At 63.0% G+C, this 17,980-nt stretch carries 14 protein-coding genes and 2 pseudogenes; 9 read left to right on the top strand and 7 right to left on the bottom strand.

Features of this window, described 5'->3' with window-relative positions; genetic code table 11:
• Positions 1-237: 237 nt before the first annotated feature.
• The 3 genes from JQ587_RS35230 to JQ587_RS35220 are packed head-to-tail and all read left to right on the top strand — an operon-like array spanning position 238 to position 2,822.
• Positions 238-1,344: a DUF2336 domain-containing protein gene (locus tag JQ587_RS35230; RefSeq protein ID WP_212299556.1), complete on the top strand. Its 1,107-nt coding sequence runs from the start codon at positions 238-240 to the stop codon at positions 1,342-1,344.
• Positions 1,341-1,652: a PilZ domain-containing protein gene (locus JQ587_RS35225; protein ID WP_212299555.1), complete on the top strand. Its 312-nt coding sequence runs from the start codon at positions 1,341-1,343 to the stop codon at positions 1,650-1,652. The genes JQ587_RS35230 and JQ587_RS35225 overlap by 4 nt, the downstream gene beginning before the upstream one ends.
• A gap of 57 nt (positions 1,653-1,709) precedes the next feature.
• Positions 1,710-2,822 (top strand): HD-GYP domain-containing protein, encoded by a 1,113-nt coding sequence (locus JQ587_RS35220; protein WP_212428422.1) that lies wholly within the window; start codon positions 1,710-1,712, stop codon positions 2,820-2,822.
• Positions 2,823-2,853: 31 nt separating this feature from the next.
• Here the strand turns inward: JQ587_RS35220 and JQ587_RS35215 are convergent, their stop codons facing one another.
• The 3 genes and pseudogenes from JQ587_RS35215 to JQ587_RS35205 all read right to left on the bottom strand — a co-directional run bounded on the left by JQ587_RS35215 (position 2,854) and on the right by JQ587_RS35205 (position 5,922).
• Positions 2,854-3,057 (bottom strand): hypothetical protein, encoded by a 204-nt coding sequence (locus JQ587_RS35215; RefSeq protein WP_212299553.1) that lies wholly within the window; start codon positions 3,055-3,057, stop codon positions 2,854-2,856.
• A gap of 124 nt (positions 3,058-3,181) precedes the next feature.
• Complete coding sequence (locus JQ587_RS35210) at positions 3,182-5,197, bottom strand: FIST N-terminal domain-containing protein (RefSeq protein WP_212428421.1); 2,016 nt, start codon at positions 5,195-5,197, stop codon at positions 3,182-3,184.
• 267 nt (positions 5,198-5,464) lie between these two features.
• A pseudogene (locus JQ587_RS35205) lies at positions 5,465-5,922 on the bottom strand (nitroreductase).
• Between the two features lie 125 nt (positions 5,923-6,047).
• On the opposite strand from JQ587_RS35205, the gene JQ587_RS35200 reads away from it, so the two are divergent.
• From JQ587_RS35200 to JQ587_RS35185, 4 genes are all read left to right on the top strand, one after another.
• Positions 6,048-7,010, top strand: coding sequence for an alpha/beta hydrolase (locus JQ587_RS35200; RefSeq protein ID WP_212299551.1), 963 nt, complete (start codon positions 6,048-6,050; stop codon positions 7,008-7,010).
• Between the two features lie 5 nt (positions 7,011-7,015).
• Positions 7,016-7,915, top strand: coding sequence for a dienelactone hydrolase family protein (locus tag JQ587_RS35195; protein ID WP_212428420.1), 900 nt, complete (start codon positions 7,016-7,018; stop codon positions 7,913-7,915).
• An 84-nt stretch (positions 7,916-7,999) separates the two neighbouring features.
• Positions 8,000-8,248, top strand: a complete 249-nt coding sequence (locus JQ587_RS35190) for a hypothetical protein (RefSeq protein WP_148753029.1) — start codon at positions 8,000-8,002, stop codon at positions 8,246-8,248.
• Between the two features lie 350 nt (positions 8,249-8,598).
• Positions 8,599-9,651, top strand: coding sequence for a type II asparaginase (locus JQ587_RS35185; protein ID WP_249148749.1), 1,053 nt, complete (start codon positions 8,599-8,601; stop codon positions 9,649-9,651).
• 20 nt (positions 9,652-9,671) lie between these two features.
• On the opposite strand, the gene JQ587_RS35180 is transcribed toward JQ587_RS35185, so the two are convergent.
• Positions 9,672-10,547, bottom strand: a complete 876-nt coding sequence (locus tag JQ587_RS35180) for an MBL fold metallo-hydrolase (RefSeq protein WP_212428418.1) — start codon at positions 10,545-10,547, stop codon at positions 9,672-9,674.
• 254 nt (positions 10,548-10,801) lie between these two features.
• Between JQ587_RS35180 and JQ587_RS35175 the strand changes: the two genes are divergently transcribed.
• Complete coding sequence (locus tag JQ587_RS35175; protein WP_349629556.1) at positions 10,802-13,018, top strand: alkaline phosphatase family protein; 2,217 nt, start codon at positions 10,802-10,804, stop codon at positions 13,016-13,018.
• A 46-nt stretch (positions 13,019-13,064) separates the two neighbouring features.
• Here JQ587_RS35175 and JQ587_RS35170 read toward each other — a convergent pair whose 3' ends face one another.
• Positions 13,065-14,687: an ABC-F family ATP-binding cassette domain-containing protein gene (locus JQ587_RS35170; RefSeq protein WP_212428417.1), complete on the bottom strand. Its 1,623-nt coding sequence runs from the start codon at positions 14,685-14,687 to the stop codon at positions 13,065-13,067.
• Between the two features lie 160 nt (positions 14,688-14,847).
• Between JQ587_RS35170 and JQ587_RS35165 the strand changes: the two genes are divergently transcribed.
• Positions 14,848-16,113 carry a lipoprotein-releasing ABC transporter permease subunit gene (locus JQ587_RS35165; protein ID WP_212428416.1) on the top strand — a complete coding sequence of 422 codons (1,266 nt, stop codon included), beginning with the start codon at positions 14,848-14,850 and terminating at the stop codon, positions 16,111-16,113.
• Between the two features lie 107 nt (positions 16,114-16,220).
• Here the strand turns inward: JQ587_RS35165 and JQ587_RS35160 are convergent, their stop codons facing one another.
• Together JQ587_RS35160 and JQ587_RS37240 are read right to left on the bottom strand one after the other, a co-directional pair.
• Positions 16,221-16,940 (bottom strand): laminin B domain-containing protein, encoded by a 720-nt coding sequence (locus JQ587_RS35160; protein WP_212428415.1) that lies wholly within the window; start codon positions 16,938-16,940, stop codon positions 16,221-16,223.
• 199 nt (positions 16,941-17,139) lie between these two features.
• Positions 17,140-17,238: pseudogene (locus JQ587_RS37240) on the bottom strand (PEPxxWA-CTERM sorting domain-containing protein); the annotation flags it as partial.
• Between the last annotated feature and the right edge of the window lie 742 nt (positions 17,239-17,980).

Raw genomic sequence — 17,980 nt, 5'->3', positions numbered from 1 at the left:
CTTTCGAATGCCCCGTGAGTCCGAAAGAATCGTCCTCGCCCGCTCAACCAGTTGAGCGAGGGTTCAATCCAAAGGACAAGCAAACGGATCGTGTCCTGCCAAATTTCGATATCGTTTCCAGTCGCGCGGATGGTGCCCCAATACCTAGATCTGTAAGTTTAAAATCCAAATTAACAACTGTGAGGTGCAATGCGGGGCGTTGGATAGTCGAAATTTATTTCAGTTCAGGCCCCTGCCATGATGGCAAATTCGCCTGCCGATAGTCTTGTCGAGTTGGAAGACGCGGTCGCAGCGTGCCCGCCGGAGCGTTGCGCGCACATTCTCTCCGGCATCGTCAATCTGCTGACGGCGAGCCGCGACCGGCCCCTGGAACTGCTTGCCGCCGCGGTCGACGGCGTCTTGCTGCGCCTGACGGAACGGGTGGCAGCCAGCGCCCTGGTCCAGCTCGGCGCGGCGCTCGCCGCGCTTGCCGTGGCCCCGCCCGAGACATTGCGCCGTCTTGCCATGCACGACGACCCGGACGTGGCGTGTCCCGTCCTGCTCAAATCGCAGGCACTCTCCACGACCGATCTCGTGACGGTCGCGACCACGTGCAGCGAGCGGCATCAGCGCGCAATCGCGGCGCGCAACTGCGTCGAGCCTGATGTGACCGAGGCGCTGATCAAGCGCGGCGACCAGATCTGTCTTGCGCTGATCAAGAACCCGGGGACAAAGTTCTCCGAGGCAGCGTATGCCACCCTGATCGCCGGGGCCGACCAGGACGGCGAGATTGCGAAGGCGTTGGTGCTCCGGCCCGGCATACCCGACCTAGTCGTGCGGAAGTTGCTCTCTGCCCCGTCAGGCAAGACAGTGCCGGCCAAGCCCAGCGCATCCTCCGTTCCGCCCGCACAGGACGCGACGCCGGCTCTGCAGAAGCTTCCCTCCTCGACCGATTATGCGAATGCGAGACCCGAGATCGTGGCACTCAACCGCGTTGGCAAGCTGAACGATTCCACGGTGAACCGCTTCGCCATCCGCGGCGAGACCGCCAATCTGTTCACCGCCTTGTCGGTGCTCTCGGGGGCGCCGATCGAGATCGTCGAGCACGTCATGATCGACGAGGATTGCGAGGGCCTGGTGATGGCCTGCCGGGCATCGCGCCTGAACTGGACGACCACGCTTGCGATCCTGAGCAACCGCAGCGGCACGCGGCTCTCCTTCGCCGAGCGCGAGCGCGCACAGCTGATTTTCGAAACGCTGCTCTTGTCGACCAGCCAGTGGACGGTGCGCTGGGGAGAAATCGCAACCAACGCCGGCAAGAGCGACCCGGGGCACCGGGGCGCAAGAATGGGGGGGAGCCGATGAAGTTGGACGGTCGGAAGGCGCTTCGTGTCCGGATGGACCACAAGCAGGCCGTGAACCTGATGGGCGCGGACGGTACCTGGCGACGCAGCTGCGTCCTGCTCGACGTCTCGCAGTCGGGCGCCAAGATCGAGGTCGAAGGCACTCTCGACGTTCTGCAGGCCAAGGAATTCTTCATGTTGCTGTCGTCGACGGGTCTTGCCTACCGGCGCTGCGAGCTGGTCTGGATTGACGGCACCACGGCCGGCGTGCACTTCATCAGTGCGGACGGCAAAAGGAAATCCGCGAACGCCGCCGCGCAGAGCAAGTAGGCCGTTCGGCTCAAGGCATCAGCGAGCTTGCTCAACTCCAATTGGCCCAGGTCTGCCGTGCGGAACGCGAGATCCATCAGCGGCCCCGTCAAACGTGACGACGGCATCCGATCCGCGCGATCGGAACGCCTCTTCGTGCACGTGCTGGCCGATTCCTCCGCTAAACTGTCGGGCATCTGCGCGTTGCTTGAACCGCGCTTCACCGTCGCGGGCGAACGGCTCGACGCGGCATCCAAGCTGTCGCAAGTGCCTTTCGCGATCGTCATCCGCGCGGAGCTGCGTGACGTCGACAACATCACCGCCATCAAGAGGCGGTCCGCCGGGTTGGCAAAGGCCACCAAGCGCATCTTTCTCGTCGAGCAGTCCACCCACGTCAGCATCTCGCAAGCTTATGCGCTCGGCGCAACGCTCGTCCTCCCCGGCCCCATCAACAAGACCAGGCTGCTGGCGGCGCTGGCTGATCCAGCCGAGCCGGCGTCCGTCGGCCCGGCGCAGCCGGACAACGCCGTCGAGACCGCCGCAACGGCGATTGCATCGATGTTCACATCCGTCACCCTCGGCCAGCCGCTCGATGTCGATGGCACCAGGGAAGCCGGCCGCCAGATCGCTGATCGCATCACCCAGCATGGCCTGTCGGAATGGCTCACAACGGTGCGGCGCCATCACGAGGGAACCTATCAGCATTGCCTGCTGGTGACCGGCGTCGCCATCGACTTCGGCCTAAGCCTCGGCGTCGGGCGAGCCGATCTGGAGCGCCTCTATACGGCGGCCATGTTCCACGACATCGGCAAGGCCCAGATCCCGCTCGCCATCCTCGACAAGCCCGGCCGACTCGATCCCGAGGAACGCGCATTGGTCGAGACGCATCCCGTCGCCGGCTACGACTTTCTGAAGGGCCACGACCGGATTTCACCGGAGATCCTCGATGCCGTCCGACATCACCACGAATATCTCGACGGCAGCGGGTATCCCGATGCATTGGCTGGCGAGAGCATCAACGACATCGTGCGCATTCTTACGATCGCAGACATATTCGCCGCGCTGATCGAGCACCGGCACTACAAGCCGACGATGCCGCGCGCCAAGGCCTATGACATTCTCTGCGGGATGACCGGAAAGCTGGAGAAGGCGCTCGTCACGTCCTTTAAGGAGGTCGCGCTCTCGCGCTGAGCACGCGGCAGGACTCACGCCAAGAGCCAGCCTAGTGCGTGGCCCGGTATTTGATGCGGCGCGGTATCGAGCGACAGGCCAGCCCTTCGGCGAGCAGCTTCATGTCCTCGCGACGACCGCTGCGGATCAGCCTGCTGAACTCTTCGGGTGTAAAAGGAAGGCTGGGATCATCATCGATCGGACGCCGCATCCGCGGGCCGAAGAACCATCGAACCAGGCTAGCCAGCCGCCGCATGTCAATTCCCTCGCGCCAGCAACAAACCTCTTGCGAGGCATATTGTTCCTGCTAGCGCGACAGGATTGCAAGACCCAACTGCAGCGTCGTCACCGAATTTTGCAAAACGGTCCGGTATTACCCTCTAGCCGATCCGCTTGAGCGTCTCGATGTCGTTCATGGCGCTGGTCAATGCGCCATTGCGGTCGCGGACGAAGGCTTCGAGGTCCGCCAACACGGTGTTGATCATCTGAAGATTCTTGAACATCTCCTCGATCTGCGTCACGATGCTGTTGTAGCCGTCCTGGGTCTGGATCAACTGGCCCCGGGTCTCGTTGATGTTGGCTCCGAGCGACTCGATGGAGGTTTCCATGCCTCCGATCGAGGCGTGGGTCCGCGTGAGACTACTTCTGGTATCCTGCGCGAGCTTCTTCACCTCAGTTGCCACCACCGAGAAGCCCCGTCCCGCCTCGCCGGCGCGCGCCGATTCGATGGTCGCGTTGAGCGCGAGCAGGTTGGTCTGGCCTGCGATCGTATCGATGATCTTCAGGATATCCCGTAGCCCGTTCATCGCCTGACTGAGGCCGGCGAACTCCTGCGACAGCGCCGTGGTGTCGGTCGCCTTCGCCGCCGACTGCGCACTGGTCAGGATGACCGAGCGAATCTCCTTCACGATCGTGTTGATCGAAGCCGTCTGTTGCAGGGCGCCCTCGACCTTTCCGCTCAACGTGGCGCTGGCGCTCAGATATTCCGTCAGACGTTGGACGATGCCGTCCTTGATCCGGTTCAGCAGCACCATGCGATTGAGATGGGTACGCGTGAAATATTCGACGAAATGCGCGTAGTGGATCGGAAACATCTCGATGAACGGATCGTCCAGCGGCTTTTCGCTGACGTCGAAGAACACGATCGCGGTCAGGGTCTGGTTGATGTTGATCCCGAATAGTTCGCCGAAGGTGGAAAAGCCCGCGACCGGCATCGGCCACATGTTGCTCATGTTACGGAGCTGGGTCTCGTTGTTCAGCCGGCGCAGGATGCAGTCGTTGAGGATCGCGCCGATCGCCGGGGGCTTGCCGCGCAGGAAGGATTCGAGATCGCGCCGCGTCTGATCCACGAAGTCGGTAGCCTCAAGCAGCTCCAGCCTGTCGCCTGAATTGACGTCGCAGAAAAAGGAGACGACACCGCTGGCCGGATCGATGCCTGCGACCGAGCGGACGAACAGATCTCCGCCGACCTCGATGCCGAAGGAATGCTTCGTCATCATCGACATCAGGTTCGCCGGCGTGGTGTTCAGCGCTTTCGCAACGGTGGACGCGAACGGCTTGATCTCATTGGCCTCCATGACGCCCGAGGCCGTACGCCGATCGGGATCGGCGCCCATCACGACGAAGGATTTTCCGGTCTTCTTGAAGTTCTGCGTCTTGAAGATGCTGTAGGCCCGCCCGGGCGCGAGCTTCAGGAAAGCGATGAGGGCATGATTTTCCAGAATCCGTCTGCCGTCATAGAGATAGGTGTTCTTGAAATCGAGTTTGCCGCCGGCGGAGCCGCCGACGAAAGCGCATGGAAACTTGCCGCTCCTGTAAACGGCCTCCATGAAATAGTTCTCCGACGCCGACACGCCGTCCACGAGCGTGAAGGCGATCGTATCGCGCACGTTGACCGCGAAGGGCGTCCTGATCGCCGCGACCTCGCGCGCGATCGCCTCGATGCGCGCATCGTGTGCCTTGGAAGGCTCTCCCTTGCGGATGTCATCATTGTGCAGACCCACACTGTGGATGCTGACGGACTGAATCAGATCCGCCGGGAAGACCTGCACGACGACGGACGACCAGCTCGCCCCTGTCGGCTTGTAGAGCGACGGGCCCGCCGAGCACAGCTCGCCGGCGCTCGACATCGCGATCACCGGCGTCGCACCCGCCAGCCGCTGTAATGACGACACCACACGCGCAAAATCGCAGTGCGGGGAGATGAACGCGATGGCGAGCGGCGCGCGCGCACACTCTACAACGAAGTCAGCCTCGGAAATATTTTGCAGCCTATCGTCGCTTTCCAACACCCTGACCGCACAGGCTTCACGGAAAGCCGGCGCGTCATCATGAGCTTCCGGAACGATCGATGGGGCGGGCTGCTTATGACGAGCCTGGGAAAACAACGAGAGCATGGCAATATCCTTGTTCGGCGCGTGAAACGTCTCAACGCAATGAACTACGGATTCGAAATTGCCATCCGGTTAGGAACCACGCGACGTAGCGGCGCTCATGCAGCTGATTGACACCGTATGACTACGGCACCGCATCGCATCGCGGGCTCATGATACCAATCGCGTCGGCGCATTTGATCTAGATCAAATATTCTCGGCAGCGATACGGGGCGCCGCCGAAACAAGCAGCGGCATCCCGCCCCTCCGATATTCGCGCGCCCGCACGCCCTATTCGGCGAAGCCGACGAAGCGCACGAAATCGCCATTTTCCTCGCGGTCGGAACGCACGGCGTTCGCGGCGAAGCCGTCGTCGGGATAACCCATCGCAACGCAGGTCATGATGACTTCGCCTTCCGGAATCCGTGCGACCTCGCGCACGATGTCGGAGCGCATGATCCCCTGCCCGTTGACGACAGAGCCGAGACCGCGGTGCCAGGCCGCGAGCACGATGCCGTAGCAGAGCGCGCCGAGATCGAAATGACGACCGCCGCCCACCATCTCCTTCCATGTTACGGCGGCGCACCTCTTCCAGCGGACTCCCGGTGAGCACGTGGACATACCAAGGCTGGGTGTTCATCGACGAGGGCGCACGTTTGGCGCTCTTGATGAACGCTTCGATCACCGCACCGCTTGTTCCTGAAACCGCGCGCGCTGCGGCGCGACTGGACCAGCGTTTTGAATTCCACCTCAAGGACCTCCCTGCCCGGTCTTCCGCCGGCCGCGCAATTGCAGCGTGCGGCGGTTGCCGATGCGGTGCGCAAAATCTATGCTAACGGCCAAGCAAGACCAAGAACCCCGTGAGGACCTGCAAATGCCCGCGCCGCTCGATCCCGTCATCGCCCAGATCATTCCGCTGCTGCCGCTGCGCGATCCCGCGACAATGACGCCACAGAGCGCCCGCGATTCCTTGCGCGCACTCGCTGCCGCGCGCGCGGCGGTGCCGCCGCCGCCCGTCGATGCCGTGCACGATATCAAGGTGAAAGGCGGCGCCGGTCCGCTTGATGCGCGGGTCTATCGGGCTGGCAGCGGGCCGGCGCCCACCGTCGTGTTCTTCCACGGTGGCGGCTGGGTCGCGGGCGACCTCGATACCCACGACCGGCAGGCGCGCAATCTCGCCATCGAGACCGGCGCGGTCGTCGTATCCGTCGACTACCGGCGTCCGCCGGAGGTGCGCTTTCCCGGCGCGTTCGAGGACGCCTTCGCCGCGGCCAGCGACGTGTTCAACCGTGTCGCGGAATTTGGCGGTGATGCCAGGCGTCTCGGCGTTGCCGGCGACAGCGCCGGCGGCAATCTCGCGGCCACAACCGCAATCGCCTGCCGCGATGCCGGCATCAAGCTCGCGGCGCAGCTGCTGGTCTATCCCGTGACCGACGCAGTGGGTTTCTATGCCGACGCGCGCGAGAACGCGCGGTTTCCGTCACGCGCCGAGAACGCCGAAGGCTACTTCCTGTCGCGTGCCGTCATGGAATGGTTCGCCGGTCATTATCTCGCCGAGGTCAATCACGCCACCGACTGGCGGGTCTCGCCGCTGCGCGCCACCTCGCTCGCAGGCCTCGCGCCTGCGGTCGTGACCACCGCGTGGTTCGATCCGCTGCGCGATGAGGGCGCAGCCTACGCGAAAGCGCTGGAGATGGCAGGCGTGCGGGTGAAGCATCACGAGGGCGCCGGGCTGATCCATGGCTATTTCGGCATCGGCGACGCCTCCGAGGTCGCCCGCATGGAGGCGCAGCGTGCACGCGCCGATTTCAGCGCGTTGCTGGCGCGCGGGGTCTGATCACGTTGGGCCGAACTGAATTACCGCATCCCCTCATCGGCGTCCTTGTCAGCCTTGTCGCCGCGCTGCTCTCGGTCACTGCCGTCTCGGCCGCGCCACAGACCGTCTATTTCCACAGCGCCGATGGCCTTACGGCACTCACGGGCTATGTGTTCCAGCCGACCACGCCCGGCCCCTGGCCCGCCATCGTCATGCTGCACGGGCGCGGCGGACCCTATTCCAGCAATGACAACGAAGATTGCAGCTTCGTCGGCGCCGGCACCGCCTCACCCTGCAATGCGAGCACCTTGTCGAAGCGCCATACGATGTGGGGCGAATATTGGTCGGCGCACGGCTACCTCGCGCTGCTGCCGGACAGTTTTGGTCCGCGTGGAAAGGCCTATGGCTTTGGCCGCTTCACCCATGGCGATCCCGACCGCGCGGACGTCAACGAGACCAATGTGCGGCCGCTCGACGCCGAAGGTGCGCTCGCTTACCTGCGCGGCCGCGGCGACGTCGTTGCCGATCAGATCTATCTCCAGGGCTGGTCCAACGGCGGAAGCACCGCACTGAACGTCATGATCCGGCAAGCCAACCAGCAAGGCAACCAAGCGGGCTATCGCGGCGCCCTCGTGTTCTATCCCGGCTGCGGACAGACCGCACTGCTCACCTCGACCATTTCGACCAGGGCGCCGATCGCGGTGTTCCTCGGCGCCGACGACGAGGAGGTCTGGCCGGCGACCTGCCAGCACGTCGCCGACCGCTCGCGCCAGGCGGGCAGCCCGATCGACGTCATCGTCTATCCCGGCGCCACCCATGATTTCGACGAGCCCTCATCCCGCCGCCAATCCGCGCCCGGGAATCAGGCGGCCTTGGACGACGCCCTCGTCAAGGCCATCGCCATCGTCGCCCGCTGGAAAAAATGAGCCGCACGCGGACGCCGCTGCTTGATTGCGCCACGATTCCGGGCTCCAATTCGCAGCGCCATCTTTTGGTTTAGGGAGACACCCATGATGAAGCGAATATTCCTGGCTGCGATCGTTGCCACCTTTGCGGCGGGCTCGGCGCTTGCCGACGACACCTGCGAGAGCAAGGCGGTCGGCAAGGACGGCAAGGCGCTCGCCGGAGCGGCCAAGACCTCGTTCATGAAGAAGTGCAAGGAAGACGCCTGCGCACCCAAGGCCGTCGGCTCCGACGGCAAGCCGCTCGCCGGCGCCGCCAAGAACAGCTTCATGAAGAAATGCGAGATGGGCGCGTAAGGCGCTACGCGATCTACCCCCTCGCCCCGCGTGCGGGGAGAGGGTCGGGGTGAGGGGCCGCTTCCGCGATCACGGTGCAAGCTGGACTTCGAGGAGAGTCTCCCTCACCCGAATTTGCGCGACGCGCAAATTCGATCTCTCCCCGCAAGCGGGGCGAGGTGAAGACAGTCCTTTCGCCGCCTCCCCGCGCGCCCAAACGAAATCATCCCTGAACATCACAACCCTAGACAGAAACCGTCGGCTGACGGATCATGGAGTGCTGAGCGAAACGGGGCGCATCGACAGGGCTTTCCAGGAAAGGGAACGTCAAGATGTGGCAACTTCGAGTGCGTAATCAGATATTGGCGACAATGAGCTTGCTTTTTGCACTGCTCATCAGTCTTGACGTCGCAAACGCGAGGGGCGTCGGCCTGCCCAACGTCATGGTTCTCGCAACCGGCGGAACGATCGCCGGCAGCGGGGCGAGCAGCACCACCGTGGTCGGCTACACTGCAGCCACGGTGGGCATCGAGACCCTCCTGAACGCCGTCCCCGAGCTGAAAACGGTCGCCAACGTCAAGGGCGAGCAGGTTTTCCAGATCGCCAGCGAGAACATGAACAATGACTACTGGCTGAAGCTCGCAAAGCGCGTCAACACGCTCCTCGCGCAGGACGACGTGGACGGGATCGTGATCACGCACGGGACCGACACGATCGAGGAAACCAGCTATTTCCTGAACCTGGTCGTCAAGAGCAAGAAGCCTGTCGTCATCGTCGGCGCAATGCGGCCGTCGACGGCGATCAGCGCGGATGGGCCGATCAACCTCTTCAATGCCGTGATCCTCGCCGGCAGTGAAGAAGCCGTCGGCAAGGGCGTGCTCGTTGCTCTCAACGATCAGATCAACGCGGCGCGCGACGTCACCAAGAACAATACCTCGACGGCCGACACCTTCCGCACGCCTGAGCTTGGCTTTCTCGGCTACATGCAGGGCAACAAGCCGTACTTCTATCGCCAATCGACGCGCCGGCACACGGTGGATTCCGAGTTTGACGTTTCCAATCTCGATACCCTGCCACAAGTCGATATCGTCTACGGCTACGCCAACATGAACCGGGTCGCGATCGACGCTTTTGTCGCCGCCGGCGCCAAGGGGATCGTGCATGCTGGCGTGGGTGACGGCAGCCTGGCCCGGCCCGCGGTTGAGCCGGCTCTCGACGAGGCCCACAAGAAAGGTGTCGCGATCGTTCGCAGCAGCCGGGTCGGCAATGGCATCGTCGCTCGCAATGGCGAAGCCAAGGACGACGAACACGATTTCATCGTCTCGGATACGCTCAATCCGCAGAAGGCGCGCATCTTGCTGATGCTAGCGCTGACCAAGACGAGCGACAGCAAGGAGATCCAGCGGATGTTCTATACCTATTAGAGCATCCGACGTGCGGGGCTCTATTCCCGCTTGAAGCGGTAATCAAAGGCGGCGCCGAGCGGCTTGATCAGGCCGACCGTCGGCGCCGGAAAATGGATCGGCAGGATCAGCGTGTCGGTGTCGGCGACGGAAGCGAAGAACTTCCGCCGCGACACCGCCGACTGTTTCGCATCCCAATCGGGCCTGGCCGACCAGTCCGGCTCGCGGCACTGGATCTGGTGATGCATGAGGTCGCCCGCGACCACAGCACGCTGGCCCTTCGAGAGAATGTTCACGCAACAATGACACGGCGAATGCCCCGGCGTCGGCGTCAGCGTCACGGTGTCGTCCAGCGCATAGTCGTCGTCGACCAGCAGCGCCTGCCCCGCCTCGACGATCGGCAGGCAATTGTCACGAAAGACCGTGCCGGGCGGATTGTGGCCCTTGGCATGCTCGGCTTCCCAGGCCGCGTACTCGCCTTTGTGAAAGACATATTTCGCATTCGGGAAGGTCGGCACCCAGCGGCCATCGCGCAGGGTGGTGTTCCAGCCGGTGTGGTCGATGTGCAAATGCGTGCAGAAGACATAGTCGATCTGCTCGAAGCCGATTCCGAGCGCGAACAATTCGTTGCGCCAGCGCTCCTTGCCGGGGAAATCGAACGGCGGCGGATGGCCCTTGTCCTCGCCGGTGCAGGTGTCGACCAGAATGGTGTAGCGCGGCGTGCGCACGACAAACGTCTGATAGGTGATGACCATCATGCCGCGCGCGACATCGAATGTCTCCGGCTCCATCGTGGGGAGATGGCGCTTGAACACGCCGTCGTCATAAGTCGGGAAAAAATCTTGCGGCCGCCGCCAAGGCCCTTCCCGCTCGATCACCGCGTCGATGGTGATGTCGCCGATCCGAAGCTGCTTCATGCGCCCCTCCCGATTTTTCTCAAGCGTAACGAACGCCTTCGCGGCGTTCAAGGCGCGTGAGCGCAGGACTGCATTGCTGAGTTCCCGTTACTCATACGACAGAGATTGAGTTGGACTCCCGCGACAACGATCACCCGGCGACGCGGACGCGTCGCTCAAGCGTCACACGCGCGTCGTCAGCCGCACTCGATACTCCACGTGTCATTCCAGATGAAGCGCGCGCAGATTGCGCAGCAAAAATCACGGGGCAGCACGTGGACAAGAAAAGGCTTTTCACCCTGATATCGTCGCTCTCGCTCGCAGCATCGCTGACCGGCACGGCCATGCCCGTCTACGCCGATGAGGACGGCAACGGCCGCGATCGCGGATCGGACAATTTTCGTGACCACGATCGCGGCGGACATCACGGACATCGTTCGCCGCCCGTGGTCCTCATTTCGCTCGACGGGGCAAAGCCCGATTTCATCCAGCAGTTCATCGCGGAAGGCGTGTTGCCGCGCGATGGCGGGTTGGCGCGTCTGAGCCGCCATGGCGCGATTGCGATACAGAACATCACGGCCTCGCCGTCGCTCACCGCTGTCTCGCATATCGAGATCGCAACCGGATCGACCGCCGTCCACAACGACATCCCCTCGAACACTTTCCAGGCCATCGTCGGGCCGAGCACTTCGAGCCTGAGTGGCTTCGCAGCGCCGATCGGCGGCTATCGCGAGAGCCCGCTCGGGCCCTCGCCGCGACCGACGGCCTCGCCGCTTTGGGTGCAACTGCGCCAGCAGGGCAAGAAGGTCGTCACCGCGACCTGGCCGGGCGGCGACGGCGCCGACATCTCCATCAACGGCACCGTCGTGCAGCCGGCCCAGCCGACCCGCGTCACGGACTATACCGTGCCGTTCGGCGCCTTCGGCGGCCTCGGCGCCCAGGGCTTCTCGCTCACCCGGACCGACTTCGCCCCAGATGCGGCGGTGGCCGCGGCGCTGCAGGCAGCCGGCCGTTTCTCGTTCAGCCCGGTGCTGACGACCGCAAATCCGATCGAGACGTTCTCCTGCGCGTCGGCCTCGACCGCAACCTGCACCAGCGCGGCAACGCTCGACCTCAAATACGCCATCCGCGTTGCAGCGCTCGACACCACGAATGACAACGTCGTGAATTACGACACGCTGGTGTTCTTCGACGCTACGCGCGGCATCACGACGGGACCATTCGCCCCGCCGGCGACTGGTCCGGCCTACGTCGAGTTCGGCGGCGAGAATTCGCCGTTCTTCTTCGACGGGAGCGGCGCCAAGGTCGGCGCGGCCTATTTCGTCTCGCAGCTCGCGTCCGATCTCTCGGTGGTGCGCTTCGCCCGCTACGGCGCCAACTTCATTCCGCGCAATGCGCCGGTGCTGGCCGATGTCGACGACATCAACACCAGCATCGGCTTCTGGCGTCCGCAGGCTGATTTTCGTATTCCGGAGCGCCTGAGCCCGGGCTTCACCAACTTTCCCGACGTCGAGATCGAGGCGATGTTCGAGGACATGGTGAAGACCTTCGTGCGTTATCAGGCCGAGATCGGCGAGCGCGCGATCAAGAACCATCCCGATGCCGATCTCGTGATGGTCTATATCGAGCAGCCCGACGGCTCCGAGCACCAGTTCCTGCTGACCGATCCCCGCCAGGGCACCAACCCGAAGGACCCGAACTCAATCGGCGCCAACCAGGATCCCGTCAAGGTCGCGCGCTACGCCTCCTATATCCGCTTCGCCTATCAGACCGCGGACAAGGCGGTGAAGCGGATCATGGACGCGGCCGGCCCGGACAGCAACGTCATCGTCGTCTCCGACCACGGCTTTGCGCCGTTTCACACCTCGGTCAGCATGACCAACATCCTGAAGAATGCCGGCATCGACACCACCAAGATCGCGATCCGCACCTCAGGTCCCGCGGCCAACATCTACATCAACTTGCAGCAGCGCGAACAAGGCGGCACCGTAGATCCCGCGACCTATCAGGCGCTGCTGGCGCAGATCACCGCCGCCGTACAGAACGCTGTCGACCCGAACCCGAAGTTCAATGGTTCGCTCGACAACGGCAAGATTTTCACTGTGGTCGAGACCCGTCCGGCGCAATGCGAGGCCGGCCTCGGGCAGTGCACCAGCAAGACCATCGGCCAGGACTTTGGCGATGTGTTCGCGCTGATGGCGCCGGGCTACAATTTCGACGGCATCCAAAACCCCGGCGTCGCCCGCCTTGGCGATGCGCCGTTCAGCGCAGCCACGACCATACTGTCGATGCCCAACTTCTATGGGGCCCACGGCCACGATCCCAAGCTGCCGGTGATGAGCGCGACCTTCATCGCCTCCGGTCCGCAGATCCGCGACAACACGACCATCCGCAGCATGCACAATTTCGACGTCGCTCCAACCATCATGCAGATCCTGGGCGTCAGGCCGCACGGGGTCGATGGTGAAGTGCTGAACGAGATTTTGCGGTAGGGATTGACGACGACAACGGATGGGCGCCGATCGGCGCCCGTCCCGGCTAGCTCCGCAACCCCGGCGCTTCCTGCCCGGTCCGCTCGACGTACTCCGTGTAGCCGCCGCCATATTGGTGGATGCCATCCGGCGTCAGCTCGAGCACGCGATTCGACAGGACGCTGAGGAAGTGGCGGTCATGCGAGACGAACAGCATGGTGCCCTCGAAATCCGCCAGCGCCGTGATCAGCATTTCCTTGGTGGCGAGATCGAGATGGTTGGTCGGTTCGTCCAGCACCAGGAAATTCGGCGGATCGAACAGCATTTTTGCCATCACGAGGCGCGCCTTCTCGCCGCCTGAGAGCACGCGGCAGCGCTTCTCGACATCGTCGCCGGAGAAGCCGAAGCAGCCGGCGAGCGCGCGCAAGCTACCCTGCCCCGCGGTCGGAAACTGATCTTCCAGCGACTGGAACACGGTGCGCTCGCCGTCGAGCAGGTCCATCGCGTGCTGGGCGAAATAGCCCATCTTGACGCTGCCGCCGAGCGCGACAGTCCCCTCGTCCGGCTCGCTCGCACCCGCGACGAGCTTGAGCAGCGTCGACTTGCCGGCGCCGTTGACGCCCATCACGCACCAGCGTTCCCTGCGGCGGATCATGAAATCCAGCCCGTCATAGATCCGCTTGGCGCCATAGCCCTTGTAAACGTTCTTCAGCGCCACGACGTCCTCGCCCGAGCGCGGAGCCGGCGGGAAGTCGAAGGCAATGCTCTGGCGGCGGCGTGGCGGCTCGACGCGCTCGATCTTGTCGAGCTTCTTCACCCGGCTCTGCACCTGGGCCGCATGCGAGGCGCGCGCCTTGAAGCGCTCGATGAACTTGATCTCCTTGGCGAGCATCGCCTGCTGGCGCTCGAACTGCGCCTGTTGCTGCTTCTCGTTCAGCGCACGCTGCTGCTCGTAGAACTCGTAATCGCCGGTATAGGTGGTGAGCGAGCCGGAATCGATCTCGACCACTTTCGAGATCACGCGGTTGATGAACTCGCGGTCATGCGAGGTCATCAAGAGCGTGCCTTCGTAATCGTGCAGGAACTTCTCCAGCCAGATCAGGCTCTCGAGATCGAGATGGTTGCTCGGCTCGTCGAGCAGCATGACGTCGGGGCGCATCAGCAGAATGCGCGCCAGCGCCACGCGCATCTTCCAGCCGCCCGAGAGCTTGCCGACGTCGCCGTCCATCATCTCCTGGCTGAAACCGAGGCCGGAGAGAGCTTCGCGCGCACGGCCGTCGAGCGCATAGCCGTCGAGCTCCTCGAAGGCGTGCTGCACCTCGCCATAGCGGGCGATGATCTCGTCCATCTGGCCGGCCTTGTCGGGGTCGGCCATGTCAGCCTCGAGCTGGCGCAGCTCGGCCGCGACCTCGCTGACAGGACCCGCGCCATTCATCACCTCGGCCACGGCACTGCGGCCGGACATCTCGCCGACGTCCTGGTTGAAATAGCCGATGGTGATGCCGCGATCGGTCGAGACCTGCCCTTCGTCGGGCATTTCCTCGCCGGCGATCATCCGGAACAGGGTGGTCTTTCCGGCGCCGTTCGGGCCGACGAGGCCGATCTTCTCGCCCTTGTTGAGGGCGGCGGAGGCTTCGATGAACAGGATCTGGTGGCCGGCTTGCTTGCTGACGTTGTCGAGGCGGATCATGGGGTCTTTTTGGGGAATTTTGCGTTGCAGCGTAATAGGCCATACCGGCCCCAAGGGAAAGCCCGGCGGGGTACGGATTTCGCCCCCGGCATGCCACCGTAGCCAATCCGGCCACATCAGGGGAGAATGACGATCTGATCGGATGACGGACGAGATAGCGATGGATTCCGCAAAAGCCGGCCCCTTTGCCCCCTTCGAGTGGATGCTCTCCGCACGCTATCTGCGGGCCCGCCGCAAGGAAGGGTTTGTCTCGGTCATCGCCGGGTTTTCGTTTCTGGGCATCATGCTCGGGGTCGCAACGCTGATCATCGTCATGGCGGTGATGAACGGCTTTCGCACAGAACTGCTCGGCAAGATTCTCGGGTTCAACGGGCATATCGTGGCGCAGCCGCTGGAAACGCCGTTGACGGACTGGAAGGATGTCACTGAGCGCATCAGCCAGGTAGAGGGCGTTCGTCTGGCGGTACCGGTCGTTGACGGTCCGGCCCTTGCCTCGTCGTCAAACGCCTTCGGCGTCCTGGTGCGCGGCATTCGGGCTGCCGATCTCGATGCGCTTCCCTCGATCGCTGGCAGCATCAAGCAGGGATCACTCGAACATTTTGACGACGGCCAGGGCGTCGCCATCGGCCAGGTCCTCGCCGATCAACTCTCGGTCCACGCCGGTGACAGTCTCACGCTCGTTGCGCAGCGCGGCGCAGTGACGCCCATGGGCATGATGCCGCGCGTCAAGAAATATCAGGTCGCAGCCGTGTTCGAGATCGGGATGTCCGAATATGACGCGGGCGTCATCTTCATGCCGATCACGGAGGCGCAGGCGTTCTTCAACCGCAATCAGGACGTCACGGCAATCGAGGTGTTCACGGCCAATCCCGATCGCATCGACCTGTTTCGCAAGACGGTCGCGGAAGCCGCTGGCCGGCCGATCTTCCTGGTCGACTGGCGGCAGCGCAATGCGACCTTCTTTGGCGCCCTCGAGGTCGAGCGCAATGTGATGTTTCTCATCCTGAGCCTGATCGTGCTGGTGGCCGCGCTGAACATCGTGTCCGGCCTGATCATGCTGGTGAAGGACAAGGGCAGCGACATCGCGATCCTCAGGACCATGGGCGCCTCGCGGGGGGCGATCATGCGAACGTTCATGATCACCGGCGCTGCAATCGGCGTGGCGGGAACGCTTGTCGGCTTCGTCGTCGGGCTCCTCGTCTGCGTCAATATCGAACAGATCCGACAATTCATGTCCTGGTTGACGCGCACCGACCTGTTCCCGCCAAAACTCTATTTTCTGTCCAAGCTGCCGGCGGACGTCGACTACTTGGAAACCGCGGCGGTCGTCACCATGGCACTGACGCTGTCGTTCATCGCGACGCTCTACCCATCATGGCGCGCCGCGCGGCTCGATCCTGTCGAGGCTCTGCGTCAGGGAGGCTAGTCGCGGTAGTGATCTGCAGCGGCGAATGGTGGCCACGGTTAAGCGCGAGCCCCACCAAGCAAAAGGCCGCTCAGGGGCGGCCTCGCCGAACTTTCCCCGTCGTGCCGTCAAAGCCAGCGCAGCGCACTCTTCCTGCGGTAGGCCATGAACCCCGTGCCGAAAAAGCCGAGGATCATCATCGTCCACGTCGAGGCCTCAGGCACGGCCGAAACCGCCGATGTGAGCGAGACCCTGTCCAATCCGGTGTTGTCATCGCCGGTGTGCCAATCGGCCTGGATGGTCAAGGTCGCGTCGGCAAGGATACCAGCGAAATCGGCAGCGCTGACCGGCACCGTTCCGTTAACATCAGTGCCGTTGTAGAACGTCCATCCGCGCGCATTCAACGCAATGCTGTAGGGCGTGAAAGTCGTTCCGGGCTTCGGCAGGTCTCCAAGCGCGAAGCTGATCGTCTTGCCATTGGCGCCATAGACGATGACGACAGGCGAGTTGATATCCGCTCGCTGGGCGTCGAACAGCGAAAAGCTGAGCGTGCCGCCCAAATAGGAGGTCATGTTCGAGGCAAAGGATTTGGGAGCCACGAAGACTGTCGTTCCGGCACTCGGATCGATGGTGGAGATGTACCCGCTGTTTCCAATGCCGCCTGTCGCGTTGTACACCAGCGAATTGAACGGAGAGAGACCCAACGAGGAATTCGCGTCCGCCGCGATCCAGCCGTTGACACCGTTGGCCGTGTTGTCGAAGTTTTCCGAAACCGTGATCGCAGACGCGGTATTGACCGAGATCGCCACAGCAAAAGCCGTAGCGGCAGCCGTTCTCAAGCTCGCCATTCCTGTACCCCAAAAGATGCGCCGCGCCCGAACGAGCGCTATGGCTGAATTTTCGATTGGGTCGGCCCGATGCCAGCGCCGGTCGGGGAATCAATTCGTGCAACGCCGGAACGGGCCTGCCCGATGATTCCATAACCGATGCGGTGAAAGCGCGCGTCCTTCGTTCGAGGGATCGTTCGATATCGAGACCTGCAAACCGTCAGGCTGCGAGCATCGCCCTCTTGGGACGTCGAGATGCCATGAAGCCGACACCCGCGAAGCCGAGGATCATCATGGCCCATGTCGCCGGTTCAGGAACGGCTCCGATATTGGGGCTGAAAATCAGGTTCAGCTCACCGGGGTCGAACGTCGCAGGATTGATCGCGAATGTCGGATCAACGAACGACGATATCGAGGCGCTTTTGCCAAAGTAAACATTCGCAAACAGATAGGTGTACAAGGTCACCGTATAGATCTCGTTGGTTGAGACCGTAAAAAGTTTGTCGGTTTCGGACCAGGTTGCCGAGTGAAGCGGCGCCCCGCAACAATCCACTGTTTGATTGAGCCCGAGTCGAAGACCGGAGCCGACAGCCTGCGTCGCGTATCCGCGGTCAATGAGCAGCATGGAAATTGCGGAGTCGTCTCTGATGTTCAGCAGAGTGCCTGAGGCCGAGATCCGGCCCGCCGCGCTGACATCCAGGGTGACGTTTCGGTTTTGAGAGCTCAGAACTTCGAAGTAGTAAGTGACGGCCCCGCTCGCAGCTCCTCCCATGTAGCCACTAGAGGGAGCGTTCGTGGGTCCGGCCTGCAAACTGAGAGTGGCCAGGGCTGAGGGAGAGGTGCTCGCGGTAAAAGCAGCTTGCCCGGATCCTCCGTTCGCTGACGTCCCGGATACGGACGTCGTTCCGAATTGGCTTGAGATCGCACTCCAGGTTTCGCCGATGCAACAGCCGGTGATGCCGTTGAATCCTGCGCCAGAAGTTATGAACCTCCTCCGAATGAGTGGACACCTGTAGTAGGTTCGTAGAGCCCGGAGGTGTCGAATGGAACTTCAACGTCGG

Origin of the sequence: Bradyrhizobium manausense, from assembly GCF_018130615.1 — a bacterium.
Classification (GTDB): Bacteria; Pseudomonadota; Alphaproteobacteria; order Rhizobiales; family Xanthobacteraceae; genus Bradyrhizobium; species Bradyrhizobium manausense_A.
The sequence above is the reverse complement of the archived record's forward strand: the minus strand, read 5'-3'. Positions and strand labels throughout refer to the sequence as shown.

Coding starts and splice junctions, on each gene's coding strand:
- JQ587_RS35230 (WP_212299556.1), top strand. CDS start 238: ATGATGGCAAATTCGCCTGCCGATAGTCTTGTCGAGTTGGAAGACGCG.
- JQ587_RS35225 (WP_212299555.1), top strand. CDS start 1,341: ATGAAGTTGGACGGTCGGAAGGCGCTTCGTGTCCGGATGGACCACAAG.
- JQ587_RS35215 (WP_212299553.1), bottom strand. CDS start 3,057: ATGCGGCGGCTGGCTAGCCTGGTTCGATGGTTCTTCGGCCCGCGGATG.
- JQ587_RS35210 (WP_212428421.1), bottom strand. CDS start 5,197: ATGCTCTCGTTGTTTTCCCAGGCTCGTCATAAGCAGCCCGCCCCATCG.
- JQ587_RS35200 (WP_212299551.1), top strand. CDS start 6,048: ATGCCCGCGCCGCTCGATCCCGTCATCGCCCAGATCATTCCGCTGCTG.
- JQ587_RS35190 (WP_148753029.1), top strand. CDS start 8,000: ATGATGAAGCGAATATTCCTGGCTGCGATCGTTGCCACCTTTGCGGCG.
- JQ587_RS35185 (WP_249148749.1), top strand. CDS start 8,599: ATGAGCTTGCTTTTTGCACTGCTCATCAGTCTTGACGTCGCAAACGCG.
- JQ587_RS35180 (WP_212428418.1), bottom strand. CDS start 10,547: ATGAAGCAGCTTCGGATCGGCGACATCACCATCGACGCGGTGATCGAG.
- JQ587_RS35170 (WP_212428417.1), bottom strand. CDS start 14,687: ATGATCCGCCTCGACAACGTCAGCAAGCAAGCCGGCCACCAGATCCTG.
- JQ587_RS35165 (WP_212428416.1), top strand. CDS start 14,848: ATGGATTCCGCAAAAGCCGGCCCCTTTGCCCCCTTCGAGTGGATGCTC.
- JQ587_RS35160 (WP_212428415.1), bottom strand. CDS start 16,940: ATGGCGAGCTTGAGAACGGCTGCCGCTACGGCTTTTGCTGTGGCGATC.